Annotated in this window: 7 protein-coding genes; 5 read left to right on the plus strand and 2 right to left on the minus strand. The window is 63.5% G+C overall.

All coding sequences use genetic code 11. The features are described from left to right. Positions 1-6 precede the first annotated feature (6 nt). From pncB to KSS96_RS12850, 4 genes are all read left to right on the plus strand, one after another. Positions 7-1,224 (plus strand): nicotinate phosphoribosyltransferase, encoded by a 1,218-nt coding sequence (gene pncB / locus KSS96_RS12835; RefSeq protein WP_017530276.1) that lies wholly within the window; start codon positions 7-9, stop codon positions 1,222-1,224. Position 1,225: 1 nt separating this feature from the next. Next, complete coding sequence (gene nadE / locus KSS96_RS12840; protein ID WP_017530277.1) at positions 1,226-2,032, plus strand: NAD(+) synthase; 807 nt, start codon at positions 1,226-1,228, stop codon at positions 2,030-2,032. 193 nt (positions 2,033-2,225) lie between these two features. Next, entirely contained in the window at positions 2,226-3,581 is a 1,356-nt protein-coding gene (locus KSS96_RS12845) for an MATE family efflux transporter (protein WP_065877943.1), read from the plus strand. Between the two features lie 40 nt (positions 3,582-3,621). Next, positions 3,622-4,794, plus strand: coding sequence for an MFS transporter (locus KSS96_RS12850; RefSeq protein ID WP_065877933.1), 1,173 nt, complete (start codon positions 3,622-3,624; stop codon positions 4,792-4,794). On the opposite strand, the gene KSS96_RS12855 is transcribed toward KSS96_RS12850, so the two are convergent. After that, positions 4,795-5,160, minus strand: coding sequence for a type II toxin-antitoxin system HicB family antitoxin (locus tag KSS96_RS12855; protein ID WP_065877934.1), 366 nt, complete (start codon positions 5,158-5,160; stop codon positions 4,795-4,797). Further along, on the minus strand, positions 5,157-5,408 hold the full coding sequence (locus tag KSS96_RS12860) for a type II toxin-antitoxin system HicA family toxin (RefSeq protein ID WP_065877936.1): 252 nt from the start codon (positions 5,406-5,408) through the stop codon (positions 5,157-5,159). Before KSS96_RS12860 ends, KSS96_RS12855 begins: the two co-directional genes overlap by 4 nt. A 209-nt stretch (positions 5,409-5,617) precedes the next feature. Here KSS96_RS12860 and KSS96_RS12865 point away from each other — a divergent pair, with 209 nt between their 5' ends. Further along, the gene (locus KSS96_RS12865) at positions 5,618-21,046 is read left to right on the plus strand and encodes a non-ribosomal peptide synthetase (RefSeq protein ID WP_217856389.1); all 15,429 of its coding nucleotides are present in this window, start codon (positions 5,618-5,620) and stop codon (positions 21,044-21,046) included. Positions 21,047-21,076 lie beyond the last annotated feature (30 nt).

Genomic DNA, 21,076 nt, shown 5'->3' on the forward strand with positions numbered 1-21,076 from the left:
ACCACCATGGAAAGTGCCTACGACTACGAAACCCCGGTGATCCAGGGCTTGCTCGACACCGATTACTACACCTTCACCATGATGCAGGCCGTGCTGCACCAGCACCCCAATGTGGATGTGGAATACAACTTCATCGTGCGCTCCAAGGAAAACCTCGGTCACTTGATCCCGCCGTTACGCGACGAGCTGGAAAAGCTCGCCGGCCTGCAGATGCGTGAAGGCGAGCTGCGCTTTTTGTTCAACCCGCGCTTTCGCGAATACCTCACCCCGGACTACGAGCGCTTCCTTGGCCTGTTCCGCTTCAATCTGCGCTACATCCACGTCAGCGAGGTCGACGGCCAACTGAACATCCGTGTCATCGGGCCGATGCTGCACTGCATCATGTTCGAGCAGCCGGTGCTGGCACTGGTGAGCGAATTGCGCAACCGTGATAAATACCCCGACGTGACCCTGGAAGCTGTCACCCGCAAGCTCTATCAGAAATTCGACTGGCTGGAAAAAAACCTCAGTCGCGAGGAGCTCGCCGACCTGCGTGTCTCGGACTTCTCCACGCGCCGTCGCCTGTCGTTCAAGGCCCAGCGCGAGGTCGTGGACATCATGCGTCGCGACTTCCCCGGCCAGTTCGTCGGTACCAGCAACGCGCACCTGGCTTACGCGTTCGATTTGCCGCTGATCGGCACCATGGCGCACCAGTGGATGATGGTGCACCAGCAATTGGGCCGCCTGCGCGAAAGCCAGAACGCCGGCCTGGAAAACTGGGTGCGTGAATACCGTGGCCGCCTGGGCGTTGCGTTGACCGACACCATCAGCACCGATTTTTTCCTCAAGGACTTCGACCTGTACTTCGCCAAGCTCTATGACGGCCTGCGCCAGGACTCCGGCGACCCCATCGCCTGGGCTGACAAGGTGTTGGCCAAATACAAGGAACTCGGTATCGACCCCATGACCAAAGACCTTATGTTCTCCGATGGCCTGAACTTCGAAAAATGCCTGCCGATCCTGCGCCATGTGCGTGGCAAGGCCAAATTCGGCTTCGGCATGGGCACCAGCCTTGCCTGCGATGTGGAGGGTGTGGAACCCCTGAGCATCGTGATGAAGCTGGTGCGGGTCCACGGCGAACCGGTGGTGAAATTCTCGGATGACCCGATCAAGAACGTCTGCGAAGACGCCTCGTTTTTGCAGTATGCAGCCAAGGTATTCAATGTCGGCAACGTGGAGGTGTGACATGCAAGACCGTATCGCGCGGGAACTGAAGATCGACCGCACCCTGGTGAAGGGCGGTGAAGCCAAGGAAATCCAACGGCGTATCGACTTCATCAAGACCACGTTGCGTGAGTCGGGCTGCAAGGCCTTGGTACTTGGCATCAGCGGCGGGGTGGACTCGCTCACCGCCGGGCGCTTGTGCCAATTGGCGGTGGAGCAACTGCGCGACGAAGGCTACACCGCACGCTTTATCGCCATGCGCCTGCCCTACAAAACCCAGGCCGATGAAAGTGACGCCCAGGCCTCCCTCGATTACATCGTCCCGGACCATATCGACACCCTCAACATAGCCGCCGGCGTCGACGGCCTCATGGCCAGCCTGTCTGCTGGCGATGCCAACGCTGCCCAGCTCGACTTCATCAAGGGTAACGTCAAGGCGCGCACCCGCATGATCGCGCAGTACGCGGTGGCCAACCTGCATAACGGGCTGGTGGTCGGCACCGACCATGGCGCCGAGGCGCTGATGGGCTTTTTCACCAAATTCGGCGACGGCGCCTGCGACCTGGCCCCTTTGTCCGGCCTGACCAAAACCCAGGTGCGCCTGCTGGCCAGCGCCCTCGACGCCCCGGCGAACCTGGTGCACAAACACCCCACCGCCGACCTCGAAGAACTGGCTCCGGGTAAGTTGGATGAAGCCGCATACGGCTGCTCGTACGCCGAGATTGATGCGTACTTGATGGGCGAGCCGGTGAGCGAGCAGGTGCGAGCGATTGTCGAGGGGGCGTACCGCAAGACCGCGCACAAGCGGGCGCTGCCTGTCGCACCCTAGCATTTGATGGTTGCGCGAATTCCAGCCGAACCGATTGGCCCTGGTTCCCACGCCTTCAGATCGCGGCCAGGGCCAATGCGGGGGCCGCTGTGCGGGCTCGGCGCCAATACGCTCGGCTGTCAAAGCACAAGAACATTGGATCCACTTACGGTATAACCCTCGGACGCTTTTGTTCTTCGAGGCCCCGTTTTTCATGCAAAGCCCTTTGCAACGCCCGCTGTGGCAGGTCTACCTGCTCTTTCTGGCACCGATGGTGCTGTCCAACTTCCTGCAGAGCTTTTCCGGCACCCTCAACGGTATCTATGTGGGGCAAATGCTGGGTACCCAGGCGTTGGCGGCGGTTTCGGGGATGTTTCCCATCGTATTTTTCTTTATCGCCCTGGTGATCGGCCTGGGGGCGGGCGCTTCGGTGCTGATCGGCCAAGCGTGGGGCGCCCAGCAAACGGCGATGGTCAAGTCGATTACCGGCGCCACGCTGGCCCTGGGCGCCCTGGTGGGGTTGATCGCGGCGGTGTTGGGCAGCCTGTTTGCGCGGCCGGCGTTGCAGGCATTGGGCACACCGATTGATGTGCTTGACGACGCGGTGGGTTACGCCCAGATGATGATGCTGATCATGCCGCTGCTGCTGGTCTTTATCCTTTATACCCAGTTGCTGCGCGGCGTGAGCGACACCGTTTCACCCTTGCTGGCGTTGATGGTCTCAACGCTGGCAGGCCTGTTGCTGACGCCTGCGCTGATTCGCGGCTGGATCGGCCTGCCGCCCATGGGGATCCAGAGCGCGGTGTATGCCGGGCTGGTGGGTAACGCCTTGGCGATGCTGTTTTTGGTGTTGCGCCTGCGCCATAAGCGCCATGTGATGGCGCCGGATCGCGAACTGCTTGCGGCCTTGCGCCTGGACCGCGCGATCCTCGGCAAAGTCCTGCGTATCGGCCTGCCCACCGGCTTGCAGATGGTGGTGTTGTCGTTGTCCGAGCTGGTCATCCTGGCGCTGGTCAATGGCCACGGTTCCCAGGCCACGGCGGCTTACGGCGCCGTGACGCAGATCGTCAACTACGTGCAGTTCCCGGCGCTGTCGATTGCCATCACCGCCTCGATCCTGGGCGCCCAGGCGATTGGTGCCGGGCGCCTGGAGCGCATCGGGCCGATCCTGTGCACTGGGTTGTTGATCAACACCTGTCTCACCGGTGGCCTGATTGTGCTGGGGTATGGGCTGTCTCATTGGTTGCTGGGGCTGTTCATCACCGACGACGCGGCGCGAGTCAATGCCGAACACCTGTTGCACATCATGCTGTGGAGCATCCTGGTGTTCGGCTTTCAGGCGGTCATCGGCGGGATCATGCGCGCCAGCGGCGTGGTGTTGATGCCGGTGGCCATCTCGATATTCTGCGTGCTGTGCGTGGAATTGCCGGTGGCGTATCTGTTCAATGCGCACTTTGGCCTTGAAGGGGTTTGGATGGCATTTCCGGTGACTTACCTGGCGATGCTGGCCTTGCAGGTCGCGTACTACCGGTTGGTGTGGCGACATAAGCAGATCAAGCGGCTGGTGTGATAACAGGCTGCGCAATTTAAGGACAGAAGGCTTCTAAATCATGGCAAACCCCTACGCCGAGTTGTTCCAGGTGCCTGGCGCCCGGGCTTTCGTATTGGCCGGCATGCTGGCGCGCATGCCGGTGTCGATGACCGGTATCGGCCTGATTACCATGCTCTCTCAGGTGCATGGCGGCTATGGCCTGGCGGGCTCGGTGGCCGCCGTGTTTGCCTTGGCCACGGCGTTTTGCGCGCCGCAGGTATCACGGTGGGTGGACCGTTACAGCCAGGGGCGGGTGCTGCCGGTTGCCGCGTTGATCGGCGGCGGGGCGTTGTTGATGCTGTTGCTGTGCACCCGTTTGCAGGCGCCGAACTGGACGTTGTTCCTGTTTGCCGCCCTGGCCGGTTGTATGCCGAATATGTCGGCCATGGTGCGCGCGCGCTGGACCGAGTTGTACCGGGGGCAGCCGCAGCTGCAAACCGCGTTTGCCCTGGAGTCCGTGCTCGACGAGGTGTGCTTTATCATCGGCCCGCCGATTTCGGTGGGCCTCAGTGTGGTGCTGTTTCCCGAAGCCGGGCCGCTGGTGGCCGCGCTGTTGCTGGCGGCAGGAGTGACCACGTTCGTGTTGCAACGGGCCACTGAACCCCCCGTGCATGAACACCAGGCGCACCACGCGGGCTGGCTGATCGCTTCGCCTTCGGTACTGATTTTGATGATCCTGCTGCTGGCCATGGGCGTCATCGTCGGCGTGGTGGATGTGGTCAGCGTTGCGTTTGCCCAACATCAGGGCCAGCCGGCGGCGGCCAGTATCGTGCTGTCGGTGTACGCCATCGGTTCGTGCCTGGCGGGGCTGGCGTTTGGCACGCTCAAGCTCAAGGCGCCGTTGCCCCGGCAGTTCCTGTTCTGTGGGGTGGCCACGGCGTTGACCACGTTGCCGTTGTTGCTGGTAACCAACATTCCGGGCCTGGCGGTGGCGATCTTCGTTTCCGGGCTGTTCTTCGCGCCCACTCTGATCGTGTCCATGGCCTTGGTGCAGCAGGTGGTTCCAGCCAGTCGCCTGACCGAAGGCATGACCTGGTTGATCACCGGCCTGAGCATCGGCGTGGCCATCGGTGCCGCCGGCTCCGGCTGGATGATCGACCATTTCGGCGCCACCAGCGGCTTCTGGGTGGCGTTGGCGGCAGGGGCGGTGGTATCGGGCTCGGCAGTGTTGGGTTATCGGCGCTTGGGCTGATCAGCCAATCGCCGGGCCTGCATCCGCGCTGTGATGGTGCAGGAATTCGTTCAGCGCCTGACGGGTCAGGTCGTTGAGCGTGACTTTTTTTCGTGCCGCGGCCAGGGCCGCAGCCAGATGCAGTTCATGGCCGACGCGCACGTTGAACGAGCCTTTGCAAGGTTTCTCCGGGGTTTGCCCCAGCGACTGGCACGTCGCGAGGTAGTCATCCACCGCCTCGTGAAACGCCGCGTCCAGTTCGGCGACGGTTTTGCCTTCATAGCTGACCAAAGCCTTGATGAACAGAATCTTGCCGAACAGGCAGTTGTCTTCGAGGCTGGCTTCGATGGAGCCTATGTAGCCTTTGTATTTGAGTTGGTTGTTCACGGAATCAGTTCTCCTGATCGCAAGTGTTCGATGATCTGGCGCCGAATGTAGTGTTTCAGTTCGTTGCCGGGGTGAGGCCTGTGCAAGGTGATCATTGCACTGGGGTTGCCGATGTCGAACTTGACGCGGCTTCCAGCCCCTTCAATCTGTGTGTAGCCCAGCCGTCGCAATAGCGTGACCCATTCGGGCCAGGTAAATAACGTTTGTTCATTGAGCAATTTGGCGAGCAGCTTTTCATTTTTGGACACGGCGTTCCCTGCGTGTAACTAAATGTAGTTGCAAAAAGTGATGGGCGTCAATGCTAGCTCCGGTCTGCGTGGCTTTCCTGAAATTGATGTAACCCTTGATGACGCCTCCTTCCCAGCCTTCCAGCCGCCGCTAATTTTTCCCTTTGCGATTCGTTTTATAGGGACGACGTGCCTTTGTGCTTCCTGCCTATTGCTCCGGATCCCAACAAATGAATGCTGAAGACTCCTTGAAACTTGCTCGCCGGTTTATCGGGTTACCCCTGGAAAAGCGCCAGCTGTTCCTGCAGGCACTGCAGAAAGAAGGGGTCGATTTCTCGCGGTTTCCGATTCCGGCAGGGGTAGAGGCCGAGGACCGCCAGGCGCTGTCCTATGCGCAGCAGCGCATGTGGTTTCTGTGGCAATTGGACCCGGCCAGCGGCGCCTATAACTTGCCAGGCGCCGTGCGTTTAAAGGGCGAGCTGAGCTTGAGTGCGATGCGGCAGGCGTTCGCCGGCCTGGTGGCCAGGCATGAGACCTTGCGCACGGTATTCCAGCGCCAGCCCGATGAGCGCCTGCGGCAGGTCGCCCTGGAGCCGTTGCTGGAGATTGAACAGCAAGATTTGACCGGCTTGGCGCCGGCGGCACGTGAGCAAGCGGTCAATGATGCGGCGACCCACCAGTCGCTGTTGCCGTTCGACCTGGAGCACGGTCCGCTGCTACGGGTGCAGTTGCTCAAGCTGGATGCTCGGGAACACGTGCTGCTGCTGACCCTGCACCACATCGTCTCCGATGGCTGGTCAATGAACGTGCTGATCGACGAGTTCATCCGCTTTTACGACGCTCATGAGCGCAACGAGGCGCCGCAATTGCCGGCGCTGCCCATCCAGTACAGCGACTACGCCCTGTGGCAGCGCCGCTGGCTGGAAGCCGGGGAGCAGGCGCGTCAACTGGAATATTGGCAGGCGCGCCTGGGCGATGAGCATCCGGTGCTGGAACTGCCCACCGACCGCCCACGCCCGGCGATGCCCAGCTACCAGGGCACGCGTCATAATTTCGCGATTGCGCCGGCACTGGCCGCGCAGCTGCGCAGTTGCGCGCAACAGCACAACGTCACGCTGTTCATGCTGTTACTGGGCGCCTTCAACGTGCTGCTGCACCGTTACACCGGCCAGGGCGATATCCGTGTCGGGGTGCCGATTGCCAACCGTAACCGCAGTGAAGTCGAAGGGCTGATCGGTTTCTTCGTCAACACCCAGGTGTTGCGCACCGAGCTGACCGGGCAAACCCGCGTTGCCGAGTTGCTGCAAGGCATCAAGGAGCACGCGCTCGGCGCCCAGGCCCATCAGGAATTGCCGTTCGAGCGCTTGGTGGAAGCCCTGAAAGTCGAGCGCAGCCTCAGCCACACGCCGCTGTTCCAGGTGATGTATAACCACCAGCCGGCGGTCGCCGATATCGCGTCCGTCAGTACCGCCTCCGGCCTGGAACTGGCACTGGTGGAGTGGCAGGGCCGCACCACCCAGTTCGACCTGACTCTGGATACCTATGAAAAATCCGGCACCCTGCACGCCGCGCTGACCTATGCCAACGACCTGTTCGACGCGTCGTCCATCGAGCGCATGGCCCGGCACTGGATCAGCCTGTTGCAGGCCATGGTTGCCGACGGCGAGCAGCGCATCGGCGAACTGCCGATGCTAACCGCCGCAGAGCAGCAGGTGCTGGTTCGGGACTGGAACCAGACCACCCAAACCTACCCGACCGAGCGCGGCATTCATCAGTTGCTCGAAGACCAGGCCCGGGCCACGCCGCAGGCCCCGGCACTGGTGTTCGGCGACACCACGTTGAGCTACGCCCAGCTCGACGCCCGCGCCAACCGGTTGGCCCATGCCTTGCGCGAACAGGGCGTGGGCCCCGATGCATTGGTGGGCATTTGCGTTGAGCGCTCGGTGGAGATGGTGGTGGGCTTGCTGGCCGTTCTCAAGGCTGGTGGCGCCTACGTGCCGCTTGACCCCGAATACCCCCGGGACCGCCTGGCCTACATGATCGAGGACAGCGGCATCCAATTGCTGCTCAGCCAGCACAGCCTGCTGCCGTTGCTGCCCACCGACGCAATCCGTGTGATGGTCCTGGACCAGGCAACCGGTTGGCTTGACGGTTACAGCAGCGCATCACCGGCCGTGACGATCCAGGCGCTGAACCTCGCCTATGTGATCTACACCTCCGGCTCCACCGGCAAGCCCAAGGGCGCGGGCAACAGCCATCGCGCGCTGGTCAACCGTCTGTGCTGGATGCAACAGGCCTATAGCCTCGACGCCAGCGACGCGGTGCTGCAAAAAACCCCCTTCAGCTTTGACGTCTCGGTCTGGGAGTTCTTCTGGCCGCTGATGACCGGCGCGCGGCTGGTCATTGCCGCCCCCGGCGAACACCGCGAGCCGGCCCGCCTGATCGACACCATCGGCCGCCATGGCATTACCACCTTGCACTTCGTGCCCTCGATGCTCCAGGCGTTTATCCATGAGCCGGGCGTGCAGGCCTGCGGCAGCCTCAAGCGCATCGTGTGCAGCGGCGAAGCCTTGCCGCTGGATGCGCAGGTGCAAGTGTTCGCCAAACTGCCCCAGGCCGGGCTGTTCAACCTGTACGGCCCCACCGAAGCAGCCATCGACGTCACCCACTGGACCTGCACCGACGAAGGCCGCGACGCCGTGCCTATCGGTCGCCCGATCGCCAACCTCGGCACCTATGTACTCGACGCCCAACTCAACCCGGTGCCTGCCGGCGTGTCGGGCGAGCTGTACCTGGGCGGCACCGGCCTGGCCCGCAGCTATCACCGGCGCCCGGCGCTGACCGCCGAACGTTTTGTGCCCAGCCCGTTTGCCGTCGGCGCGCGCCTGTACCGCACCGGCGACCGCGTGCGCCAACGTGCCGACGGTGTCATCGAATACCTCGGGCGCCTCGACCATCAAGTCAAGCTGCGTGGCCTGCGTATCGAGCTGGGCGAAATCGAGACACGCCTGATGCAACACCCCGGCGTGCGTGAGGCGGTGGTGCTGGTGCAGGGCGGCAAGCAACTGGTGGCTTACCTGGTGCCGGACGGCGAAGCGCCGACGGACCTCAAGGCCTGGTTGCTCGGCAGTCTGCCGGAATACATGGTGCCGACCCACATGGTGTACCTGGCCAAGCTGCCGGTGACCGCCAATGGCAAACTCGACCGCAAGGCGCTGCCGTTGCCGGACGCCACGCCGCAGCAGGGGTTTGTCGCGCCGCAGAACGCTCTGCAAAAAGCCCTTGCGGCGATCTGGAGCGACGTGCTCGGTGTCGAGCACGTTGGCCTGGAAGACAATTTCTTCGAGCTGGGTGGCGACTCGATCATCTCCATCCAAGTGGTCAGCCGTGCGCGCCAGGCCGGGATTCGCCTCAGCCCGCGCGACCTGTTCCAGTACCAGAGCGTGCGCAGCCTGGCGCTAGTGGCGACGTTGGAGCAGGCCAGCGTTATCGACCAGGGGCCGGTCAGCGGCGAGGTGATCCTCACGCCGGTGCAGCAGAGCTTTTTTGCCCAGGCCATCCCGGCGCGCCAGCACTGGAACCAGTCGTTGCTATTGACCCCGCGTGAAGCCCTGGAGCCGACGCGCCTGGAAGCCGCCCTGACCCGAGTGCTCAACCATCACGACGCCCTGCGCCTACGTTTTGCGCAACGGGCCGACGGCTGGCTGCAAACTCATGGCGCGCCGGTCACCGGGCCTGCCCTGTGGCAATCCCATGCCGTCGATGACACTGAGCTGGCCGCGCTCTGCGACGAAGCCCAGCGCAGCCTTGACCTTGAGCAGGGGCCGCTGCTGCGCGCCGCGCTGGTGAACATGGCTGACGGCACCCAGCGCCTGTTGCTGGTGGTCCATCACCTGGTGATTGACGGCGTGTCCTGGCGCATCCTGCTTGAAGACGTGCAGCAGGCGTATGCCGAGGCATCGCTACCGGCCAAGACCAGTGCCTACCAGCAGTGGGCGCAGCAGTTGCAGGCCCATGCCCTGAACCTCGATGAACAGCTCGCGTACTGGCAGGCCCAGTCCGCCGACATGGACTTGCCCTGCGACAACCCCCACGGCGGCTTGCAAAACCGCCTGGGCAGCAAACTCGACGTGCGCCTCGACGCCGAGTACACCCGCCGGTTGCTGCAAGAAGCGCCGGCGGCCTATCGCACGCAGGTCAACGATTTGCTGCTGACCGCCCTGGCACGTGTCGTCAGCCGGTGGAGCGGTCAGCCCGGTGCCTTGATCCAGTTGGAAGGCCACGGCCGCGAAGACCTGTTCGATGGCCTTGACCTGACCCGTACCGTTGGCTGGTTCACCAGCCTGTTCCCGGTGCGCCTGCAGGCTGAGGGGCCATTGTCCAGTGCGATCCAGTCGGTCAAGGAGCAACTGCGCGCCGTGCCCGACAAAGGCATCGGCTATGGCCTGTTGCGTTACCTGGGAGCGCCGGCCGCCCGTGAAGCCCTGGCGGGCCTGGCGGCGCCGCGTATCACCTTCAACTACCTGGGCCAGTTCGACCGCCAGTTCAGCGAGTCGGCACTGTTTGTGCCGGCGGCCCAGGGCAGCGGCCAAGCCCAGGACCCCGAGGCGCCGCTGGCCAACTGGTTGACCGTGGAAGGGCAGGTGTATGGCGGCGAACTGACGCTGCAATGGGGCTTCAGCCGCGAGATGTTCGACACGGCGACCATCCAGCGCCTGGCCGATGAGTACGCGACGGAACTCAAGGCCTTGATCGAACATTGCTGCGCCACGCCGGCCGGGCAGGCCACGCCTTCGGACTTCCCGCTGGCGCGCCTGAGCCAGCAGCAATTGAACGCATTGCCCGTGGCGGGGCCGGCCATCGCCGATCTGTACCCGTTGTCGCCGATGCAGCAGGGCATGTTGTTCCACACCCTGTATGAGCCCGACGCCCAGGCCTATATCAACCAGTTGCGCCTGGATATCCAGGGCCTCGACCTGTTGGCGTTCGGCCGCGCCTGGCAGGCTGCGCTGGACCGACATGACATCCTGCGCAGCAGCTTCCACTGGCTGGGCCTGGACAGCGCCCACCAACTGATCCAGCGCCAGGTTGACGTGCAGTTGCACGTGATTGAAGACCTCAATGCCGACCTCGATGCCCTCGCTGGCGCCGAACGCGAGCAAGGTTTTGCGCTGGATACCGCGCCGTTGTTTCGCCTGATGCTGGTGCGCGGTGCCGGCGAGGCCTGGCATCTGATCTTCACCAGCCATCACATCCTGATGGATGGCTGGAGTAACGCCCAGTTGCTCGGTGAAGTCATTGCCCACTACGCCGGCCAGGCCGTACCGGCACCGTTGGGGCAGTTCCGCGACTACCTGGGCTGGCTGCAACAGCAAGGGTCGGGCGAGGCGTTCTGGAAAGCCGCCCTGGCACCGTTGCAGGCGCCGACCTTGCTGGCAGAAGCCTTGCGGCCACCGGTTGACGGCGGCGGCACGGCTGAGCATCAGCTCGTGCTGGAAGACGCCATAACGCGTGAGCTGAGCGAATTTGCCCGTCAACAGAAAGTCACCCTCAATACCCTGCTGCAGGGCGCCTGGAGCCTCTTGCTGCAACGCTATACCGGTCAGGACTGCGTGGCCTTCGGCGCCACTGTCGCCGGGCGCTCGGCGCCGTTGCCGGGGATCGAGCAGCAGTTGGGCCTGTTCATCAACACCTTGCCCATCATCAGCACGTTTTCGGCTGCGCAATCCACCGGCGACCGGCTGCGTGAACTGCAAGCCTTGAACGTAAGCCTGCGCGACCATGAACACGTGCCGCTCTACGACATCCAGGGCTGGGCCGGGCAACAGGGCGCCTTGTTCGACACCCTGCTGGTATTTGAAAACTTCCCGGTCGCCGAGGCCCTGAAGCAAGGCGCACCGGCAGGCCTGACCTTCGGGCGGATGCACAACCATGAACGCACCCACTACCCGCTGACCCTGGGGATAGAACTGGGCGCCAGCCTGCGCCTGGAGTTCAGCTACGACCGTGCGCGTTTCAGCGCGCGCCAGGTTGAACAACTGGCCGCCAACCTGCGGCACCTGCTGGTGCAATGGGTGGCGGATGCCAATGCACCGTTGGGCCGTTTGCAACTGCTCGACACCGCCGGGCAGCGCGACCTGCTTGCCCTGAGCCAATCGCTGGGTTCGGTGGCCCGTCATGACCGTGTGCACGAGCGCATTGCGGCCCAGGCCGAGGCCTCGCCGCACGCACTGGCGGTGCAGGCCGGGGATGAGCGCCTGACCTATGCCCAGCTCAATGAGCGGGCCAACCGCCTGGCGCATTGCCTGCTGGCGCACGGTGTCGGGCCGGGGCAGCGGGTCGGCCTGGCCTCACGGCGCGGGCCGCAACTGATCGTCAGCCTGCTCGCGGTGCTCAAGAGTGGCGCCGCGTACGTGCCGCTGGACCCGAACTATCCGAACGAACGCCAGGCCTACATGCTGGCCGACAGCCGCCTCGACCTGTTGCTCAGCGAAACCGGGTTGCTGCAGGATCTGCCGTTACCCGCCGCCCTGGTGCGCGTCGACTTCACCGTGTCGGGTGCGGAACTGGCCGTCTACCCGGCCACCAACCCGCCCAATCAGGCCATGGCGGCAGACCTGGCCTACGTGATCTACACCTCCGGCTCTACGGGGCGGCCCAAGGGCGTGGCCATCGACCATGCCGCCCTCGGCCAATTCTGTGAAACGGCGGCGCATTACAGCGCACTGACACCCGCGGACCGCGTGCTGCAATTTGCGACCTTCAGCTTCGACGGGTTTGTCGAACAGTGCTACCCGCCGTTGTGCGTCGGCGCGGCGTTGATCATGCGCGGCGACGAACTGTGGGATGCCGGGCAGTTGGCTCGGGAAATCGTCGACCAGGGCGTGACGCTCGCCGACCTGCCCGCGGCCTATTGGTACTTGCTGGCCAAGGAGTGCGCCGTTGACGGCCGCGCTCTGGGTAGCCTGCGCCAGGTGCATGTGGGCGGCGAAGCCATGGCGGTGGAGGGCGTACGCGCCTGGCACGCGGCGGGGTTGGGCAACGTGCGCCTGGTGAACACCTATGGCCCGACCGAGGCCACCGTGGTGTCCAGCGTGCACGACTGTCAGCTGGCGGATGCCAATGACACCTTTGGCATGCCGATCGGGCACGCTATCGACGGGCGTACGCTGTACGTGCTGGACAGTGCGTTTCAGTTGCTGCCGACGTGCGGCGTTGGTGAGTTGTGCATCGGCGCCGCGGCCGGCCTGGCCCAGGGCTATTTCGACCGCCCGGCGCTCACCGCCGAACGCTTTGTGCCGGACCCGTTTTCCGGTGTGCCCGGCGCGCGGCTCTACCGCAGCGGTGACCTGGCGCGCTACAACGAACACGCGGCATTGGAATACGTAGGGCGCATCGACCATCAAGTGAAAATCCGTGGTTTCCGGATCGAGATGGGCGAAATCGAGGCGTGCCTGCAAGCGCTGCCGCAGGTGCGCGAGGCGGCAGTGATTGCCGTGGCCGGGCCAGCCGGCGCGCAACTGGTGGCGTATGTCGTCGCCCGTGAGGCCGGCATCGACGGCCAAGGGTTGGCAGCGGTGTTGCGCCAGTCCTTGCCCGACTACATGGTGCCGACGCACTGGGTGCTGCTGGACGCCTTGCCGTTGAACAACAATGGCAAGCTCGACCGCCGCGCCTTGCCCGCGCCCGACCTGAATCAGCCGCGGGCCGCCTACCTGGCGCCGCAGAGCCTTCTGCAACAGCAACTCGCGGCCATCTGGCAGGCGGTGTTGCAGGTTGAGCAGGTCGGCCTGGGTGACCACTTCTTCGAGCGTGGCGGGCATTCGCTGTTGGCGACCCAGGTGGTCTCCCGTGTGCGCCATGAACTGAAGCGGGAAGTGCCGCTGCGCAGCGTGTTCGAGCATCCCACGTTGCTGGGTTTTGCCCAGGCTTGCGAGAGCCTGCAGGCGCAGGACAGTGTTCCCATGGTGGCGATGGAGCGTGGGGCGCCGATGCCGCTGTCGTCGGCCCAGGAGCGTCAGTGGTTCCTTTGGCAACTGGATCCGCACAGTGCGGCGTATCACGTACCGACGGCGTTGCATTTGCGCGGCCAATTGAATGTGCCTGCGCTTGAACAAGCGTTCCAGGCACTGGTGCAGCGGCATGAGGCGTTGCGTACCACCTTCGTGGAGGAGGGCGAACGTACCTTGCAGGTGATCCATGCCCACGTTGAACTGCCGGTGCTGCGAGAAAACGTGGAAGCTGCGCAGATCCAACGATGTGTCGAAGCGGAGATTCAGCGCCCGTTCGATCTGCTCAACGGGCCACTGATGCGCGTCAAATTGCTTGCGATCACCGCAGACCACCATGTGCTGGTGATCACCCAGCATCACATCGTCTCTGATGGCTGGTCGATGCAGATCGTGGTCGACGAACTGGTCAGTCTTTACGCCGCATTCTGTGCGGGCAGCGAGCCCGTGCTGGCGAGCTTGCCCTTGCAATACGCCGACTATGCCGCCTGGCAGCGCCAATGGGTCGCCGGTGGCGACAATGCGCGGCAATTGGCCTACTGGCTCGACAAACTGGGCGGCGAGCAGCCGGTGCTGGAGTTGCCGGTCGATTTCTCCCGGCCGGCCGAGCAGAGCTTTCGAGGCGCCCGCCTGGACTTCGCCTTGCCTGACGAGTTGGCGAGCGCCTTGCAGCAGGTGGCGCGGCGCGAACAGGTCACATTGTTCACGGTGTTGCTGGCCTCGTTCCAGATGCTGCTGCACCGGTACAGCGGCCAGAACGATATCCGTGTCGGCGTGCCGGTGGCCAACCGCAATCGCCTGGAAACCGAGGGGCTGGTCGGGTTTTTCGTCAACACTCAGGTGCTGCGCGCCGAGTTCGGCGACGCGCTGTCGTTCACAGCCCTGTTGCGGCAGGTTCACCAGTCGGTGCTCGAGGCCCAAACGTTCCAGGACTTACCGTTCGAGCAACTGGTCGAGGCCTTGCAGCCCCAGCGCAGCCTGAGTCATAGCCCGCTGTTCCAAGTGCTGTTCAACCATCAGAACCGCGAGCAACGCCAGGTCCGGTTGTCGGGCCTGTCCATTGAAGGCATCGCCTGGGACAGTGGCACGGCGCAATTCGACCTGACCCTGGATACGGTGGAAGTGGCGGGCGGGTTGGCGGCGTCGTTGACCTACGCCACGGACTTGTTCCAACGCGGCACCGTCGAGCAGTTGGCGCGCCACTGGCAGAACCTGTTGCGCGCTATCGTCAGCCAGCCTGCACAGGCGATCAGCGAATTGCCGCTGCTGGGCGCCGACGAGCGCCAGGTTATCCTGCGCGATTGGAACAGCCTTGAACTACCGGCCACCTTCGACGGCGGCCTGCACCAGCTGTTCGAAGCTCAGGCCGATGCAGGTCCCGAGCAACTGGCGATGCTGTTTGGCGAGCAGGCGTTGGACTATCGCCAGCTCAATGCGCGCGCCAACCGCCTGGCTCGACGCCTGCGGGCTCGTGGCGTAGGCCCTGAGGTTCGCGTGGGCGTGTTGCTGCCACGTTCGGTGGAAATGGTCGTGGCGCTCCTGGCGGTGCTCAAAGCGGGAGGCACCTACGTGCCGCTGGACCCGAATTACCCGGCCGATCGCATTGCCTACATGCTTGAAAACAGCCAGGCGCGCCTGGTGCTGAGCAATGACCCGGCCCAGGTTGGTGGTGCGCACGTGCTGGTGGTCGTACCCGAAGACGTTGATGCAAGCGCCCCGGACTGTGCCGACCTGCCTGCACTCGCGCATGCCGACAACCTGGCCTATGTCATCTACACCTCGGGTTCCACGGGCAAGCCAAAAGGCGTCGCCATCAGCCATCGCAACGCGGTGTCGCTGGTCCAGTGGGCCCAGGGGGTCTATCGTCGCGAAGACTTGCAGGGCGTATTGGCGTCTACCTCGATCTGCTTTGACCTGTCGGTTTGGGAACTGTTTGTGACCCTGGGCAGCGGTGGCTTCTTTGTGCTCGCCGAAAACGCCCTGGCCCTCGCCGATTTGCCGGCGCGCGATCGCGTCACGCTGATCAACACCGTGCCGTCGGCGATTGCCGCCCTGCATGCGGCCGGGCAAATCCCCGCCAGCGTGCGCATCATCAACCTGGCCGGTGAGCCGTTGAAGCAGCCACTGGTCGACGCGCTTTACAGTCACCCGACGCTGCAGCATGTGTACGACCTGTATGGCCCTTCCGAAGACACTACCTATTCGACGTATGTGCGACGAGTAGCGGGCGGGCAGCCGAGCATCGGGCGGCCGTTGGCGGGTACCGACAGCTATGTCCTTGACGAGCATTTGCAGCCGGTGCCGATCGGCGTGGCGGGCGAGTTGTACCTGGCCGGCGCCGGTATCGCCCGTGGGTACTTGCAGCGTCCGGACCTGACCGCGGAACGCTTTGTGCCGAACCCCTTCGGGGCGGGGGCGCAGCGCCTGTATCGCACCGGTGACCTGGTGCGCTACCTGGCCGATGGTCACATCCAGTACCTGGGACGTATCGACCACCAGACCAAGGTGCGTGGTTTCCGGATCGAGCTGGGGGAAATCGAACAGCGGCTGCTGCAACACCCCTCGATCGACGAAACCGTGGTGGTCGCCCATGACGGTGAGCACGGTACCCGTTTGATCGCCTACCTGGTGTCTGAACAGCCGGCGCCGCAGGCGTTGCATGAAGACGCGCGTGACTGGCTCAAGCAGACCTTGCCCGAGTACATGCTGCCGGCGCAGTGGGTCACGCTGGCGCGTTTGCCCCTGACGCCTAACGGCAAGCTTGACCGCAAAGCGTTGCCGGTACCTGAATTACAGCCTGCCCTGGCGGGCTATCAGGCGCCTCGCAATGAAATGGAGCGAGGCTTGGCTGGGCTCTGGCAGGAGGTGTTGAAACTCGATCAGGTGGGGGTGAGCGACAACTTCTTCGAGCTGGGTGGTGACTCGATTGTCTCTATCCAGTTGGTCAGCCGCGCACGTGCGTCCGGTATTCACTTCACCGCCAAAGAGCTGTTTACCCATCAAACCGTACAGGGCCTGGCACGCGTGGCGCGGCATGCGCCGCCGCAGGCCGTGGTCGAACAGGGCCCGGTGACGGGCGCCACACCGCTGTTGGCGATTCAACAGGACTTTTTTGCACAGGCTATTGCCGAGCGCCATCACTGGAACCAGTCGGTGTTGCTGCGTCCTGCCCAGGCCTTGCAGGCCGAGGCACTGGAGCAGGCGCTGCAGGCGCTGATCGGGCATCACGATGCCTTGCGCCTGAGTTTCAGCCAGGGCGCACAGGGCTGGGAAGCCAGCCACCGCTCACCCGCTGACCGGCCGGTGGTGCTGTGGCAAGCCGAGGTCGACGACAGCCAGGCGCTTGCGCAGTGGGCCGATCGCGCCCAGCGTTCGCTGGACTTGCAGGGAGGCCTGCTGCGCGCATTGCTGGCGCACATGGCCGACGGCAGCCAGCGCCTGTTATTGGTTGTGCATCATCTGGTGGTCGATGGCGTGTCCTGGCGCATAGTGCTGGAGGATCTGCAACTGGCCTACCGTCAGGCTCATGGCGCGCAAACCATCCGCTTGCCCGCCAAGACTTGCGCCTTCAAAACATGGGCCGAGCGTTTGCAGATATACGCCCAAAGTACCCAGTTGCAGGCTGAACTCGCGTACTGGCAGGCCCAGGGCGCCACTGGCGAACTGCCGTGTGACAACATCGAGGGCAGCCTGGAAAACCGCTATGCGGCAACCGTGCAGTCACGTCTGGACCCGGCGCTGACCCGCCAGTTGCTGCAAGAGGCCCCCGCGGCTTATCGCACCCAGGTCAATGACCTGCTGCTGACGGCGCTGGCGCGCGTGGTGTCGCGCTGGAGCGCACAAAGCAGTGCGCTGATCCAGTTGGAAGGCCATGGGCGTGAAGAACTCTTCGACAACCTGGATGTCACCCGCACCGTGGGCTGGTTCACCAGTTTGTTCCCGGTACGCCTTACACCCGAAGTCTCGCTGGACGGTTCGATCAAGGCGATCAAGGAGCAATTGCGCGGTGTCCCGCACAAGGGCATCGGCTTTGGCGTGTTGCGTTATCTGGGCGATGAGGCGTCCCGTGCGGCACTTAGCCAGTTGGCTGTACCGCGGATCACCTTCAATTACCTGGGGCAGTTCGACGGCCAGTTCGATGAAACCTCGTTGTTCGTCCCTGCTACAGAATTCGCGGGTGCCGAGCAGAGCGAGCGGGCGCCACTAAGCAACTGGCTGTCGCTCAATGGTCGGGTCTACGCCGGCGAGCTGAGCATGGACTGGAGTTTCAGCACGCAGATGTTTGCTGAAACCACCGTGCAGCGGCTGGCGGACGAGTACATGCTCGAACTCAAGGCGCTGATCGCACATTGCTGTGACGGGAGGGCGGCAGGCGTCACGCCTACGGACTTCCTCCAGGCTGGCCTGGGTCAGGTGCAATTGGACCGCCTGGCAGTTCCTGCGCGTGATATCGCCGATATCTATCCTTTGTCACCGATGCAGCAAGGCATGTTGTTCCACAGTCGCCTTGCGCAAAACGGTGGCGATTACATCAACCAGATGCGCGTTGCCGTCCAGGGGCTCGACGTCGAGCGTTTTCGAGCGGCCTGGCAAGACAGCGTCAATAACAATGATGTCTTGCGCACCGGGTTTATCTGGGAAAGCGAACATCAGCAGCCCCTGCAGATTGTTCAGCGTCACGCCGAGTTGCCCTTCGAAACCCATGACTGGCTTGAACGCGCGGATCTGGAACCCGCCCTGCAGACGCTGGCGCAACAGCAATTGCATCAGGGCTTCGACCTGGCACGGCCGCCGCTGCTGCGTCTGGCGGTGGTTCGCACGGCTCCCGAACGTTACGAAATGATCTATACCAGCCATCACATCTTGATGGACGGCTGGAGTAACTCGCAGTTGCTCGGCGAGGTGTTGCAACGCTATAGCGGGCAAGCTCCGGCCCCGCGCACGGGCAGTTATGGCGACTACATTGCCTGGCTCAAGCGTCAGGACGACGCTGCCAGCGAAGCGTTCTGGAAGCAGCAGTTGGCCAGGCTGGAGGAGCCGACCTTGCTGGCGCGCAGTCTTGACGCGCCGCAGAGTGAGTCGCAGCCTGGCCACGGTAGCCATCAGCAGCTGCTTGATCGCGAGCACACCCAGCGCCTTGGCGACTTTGCCCGACTTCGCAAAGTCACCCTCAACACCCTGGTGCAAGGTGCCTGGCTGCTGCTGTTGCAGGGGTATACCGGGCAGCCGACCGTGACTTTCGGTGCCACGGTGTCGGGGCGTCCCGCCGATTTGGCGGGTGTCGAGCAGCAGGTCGGCTTGTTTATCAATACATTGCCGGTGATCGCCAGCCCTCGCAGTGAACAGTTGGTAAGTGCCTGGCTGCAAGACGTGCAGTCGCTCAACCTGGCCTTGCGTGAGTACGAGCACACGCCTTTGTTTGATATCCAGCGCTGGGCGGGGCATGGCGGCACCGCTCTGTTTGACAGCCTGTTGGTGTTCGAGAACTACCCCGTGTCGCAAGCGCTGGAGCAGGGTGCGCCGGCGGGCATCGCGTTTGGCGAGGTCAGCAGCCATGAGCAGACCAGTGTGCCGTTGACGGTGCTGGTCGACGCCGGCCAGACGCTGTCGCTGCAGTTTGCCTATGACCGCCAACACTTCGATGCTGGCGTGGTCAAGCAATTGGCCGGGCACCTTCAGCACCTGTTGCTGCAAATGGCGGACAGCAGCGAGCAGGCCAGGCTTGGCGATTTGCGCTTGCTGGACGGTGCGCAACGTCAACAGATCGTAGACAGCTGGAACGCCACTGAAACCACCTACCCATTGACCTGCAGCATCCAGCACCTGATCGAGCAGCAAGTGCTGCGCACGCCCGACGCCACGGCGCTGGTGTTTGCCGACGAGCGTCTGAGCTATGCGCAACTCAATGCGCGGGCGAACCGCCTGGCGCATAAGCTGATCGAAGCCGGCGTGGGCCCTGAGCGGTTGGTGGGGATTGCGCTGGAGCGCTCGATTGAAATGGTGGTCGGCTTGCTGGCCATCCTCAAAGCGGGGGGCGCCTACGTACCGTTGGACCCGGAATACCCGCAGGATCGCCTGCGCTACATGATCGAGGACAGCGGCGTCTCGTTGTTGCTGAGTCAAGCGGGGGTGGTTGATGGCCTGCCGCTCGCCGCCGGTGTGCGCACCCTGCTGCTGGACCAGCCGGCCACCTGGCTTGAAGGTTACAGTGCCGCCAACCCGCGGGTCAGCGTGCACCCCGAAGGCTTGGCCTATGTGATTTACACCTCTGGTTCCACGGGCAAGCCCAAGGGCGCGGGCAACCGGCATTCGGCGCTGGTCAATCGGTTGTGCTGGATGCAGCAGGCCTACGGGCTCAGTGCCGCGGACACGGTCTTGCAGAAAACCCCGTTCAGCTTCGATGTGTCGGTCTGGGAGTTTTTCTGGCCATTGATGACAGGGGCTCGCTTGGCGATGGCTGCTCCCGGCGACCACCGTGATCCGTCACGGCTGGTTGAGCTGATCAACCGTGAGCAGGTGACGACCCTGCATTTTGTGCCCTCGATGTTGCAGGCGTTCATGCAGGCGCACGCTGTGGACAGTTGCCTGAGCCTGGCCCGTATTGTATGCAGCGGCGAGGCGCTGCCGGTGGACGCCCAGCAGCAGGTGTTCGCGCGGCTGCCGAAGGCGCGGCTGTATAACTTGTACGGCCCGACCGAAGCGGCCATCGATGTGACCCATTGGACGTGCCTTGACGAGGGCCGTGACAGCGTGCCGATCGGGCGGCCGATCGCCAACCTCGCGTGCTTCATTCTGGATGCCAATCTGGAACCGCTGCCGGCGGGCGTGCTGGGTGAGCTGTACCTGGCGGGTGAAGGGCTGGCGCGGGGTTATCACCAGCGCCCGGCATTGACCGCCGAGCGCTTTGTCGTCAGCCCGCAAGGGCGGGGCCAGCGTATGTACCGCACCGGTGACCTGGCGCGCTATCGCGCCGATGGGGTCATCGAATACGCCGGGCGTATCGATCACCAGGTCAAGTTGCGCGGCCTGCGTATCGAGCTGGGGGAAATCGAAGCACGGCTGCTTGAGCATGAGCATGTACGCGAGGCGGTGGTGGTAGCCGTCGACGATACGTCACTGGTGGCCTACGTGGTGCTTGGCGAGCAAGGTCGGCGCGAACACCCAGCCCCGGCCACTGAACTCAAGCTACATGTGGGCCAGGCGCTGCCTGCTTATATGGTGCCCAACCATGTGCAGGTTCTGGAGCGTATGCCGCTCAGCCCCAACGGCAAGCTCGACCGCAAGGCGCTGCCCAAGCCGGACGCCGGGCAGGCGGCCCAGGCCTACGTGGCCCCGGACAGCGAGCTGGCCCAACAGGTGGCGCAGATCTGGCAAAGCGTGCTGGAAATCGCGCAAGTGGGGCTCAACGACAACTTCTTTGCGCTGGGCGGGCACTCGTTGTTGGCGACGCAAGTGGTCATGCGCATTCGCCAGCAACTGGAGCTGGATGTTCCGCTCAACCTGCTGTTCGGCACACAAAACCTGGGCGAATTCTGCAGTGAACTACAGGGCCTGCAAGGCGATTTACAGCCTTTGCAGGATGAACTGACTAAATCTCTGGAGGCCCTCAAACGTCTATCAGCCAATGATCTTGAGAAACTGATTTCTTAATTGAGGGCTATGGCGTGCAAAAGTTAATCG

The sequence above is a fragment of the Pseudomonas asgharzadehiana genome (assembly GCF_019139815.1).
Taxonomy (GTDB): Bacteria; Pseudomonadota; Gammaproteobacteria; order Pseudomonadales; family Pseudomonadaceae; genus Aquipseudomonas; species Aquipseudomonas asgharzadehiana.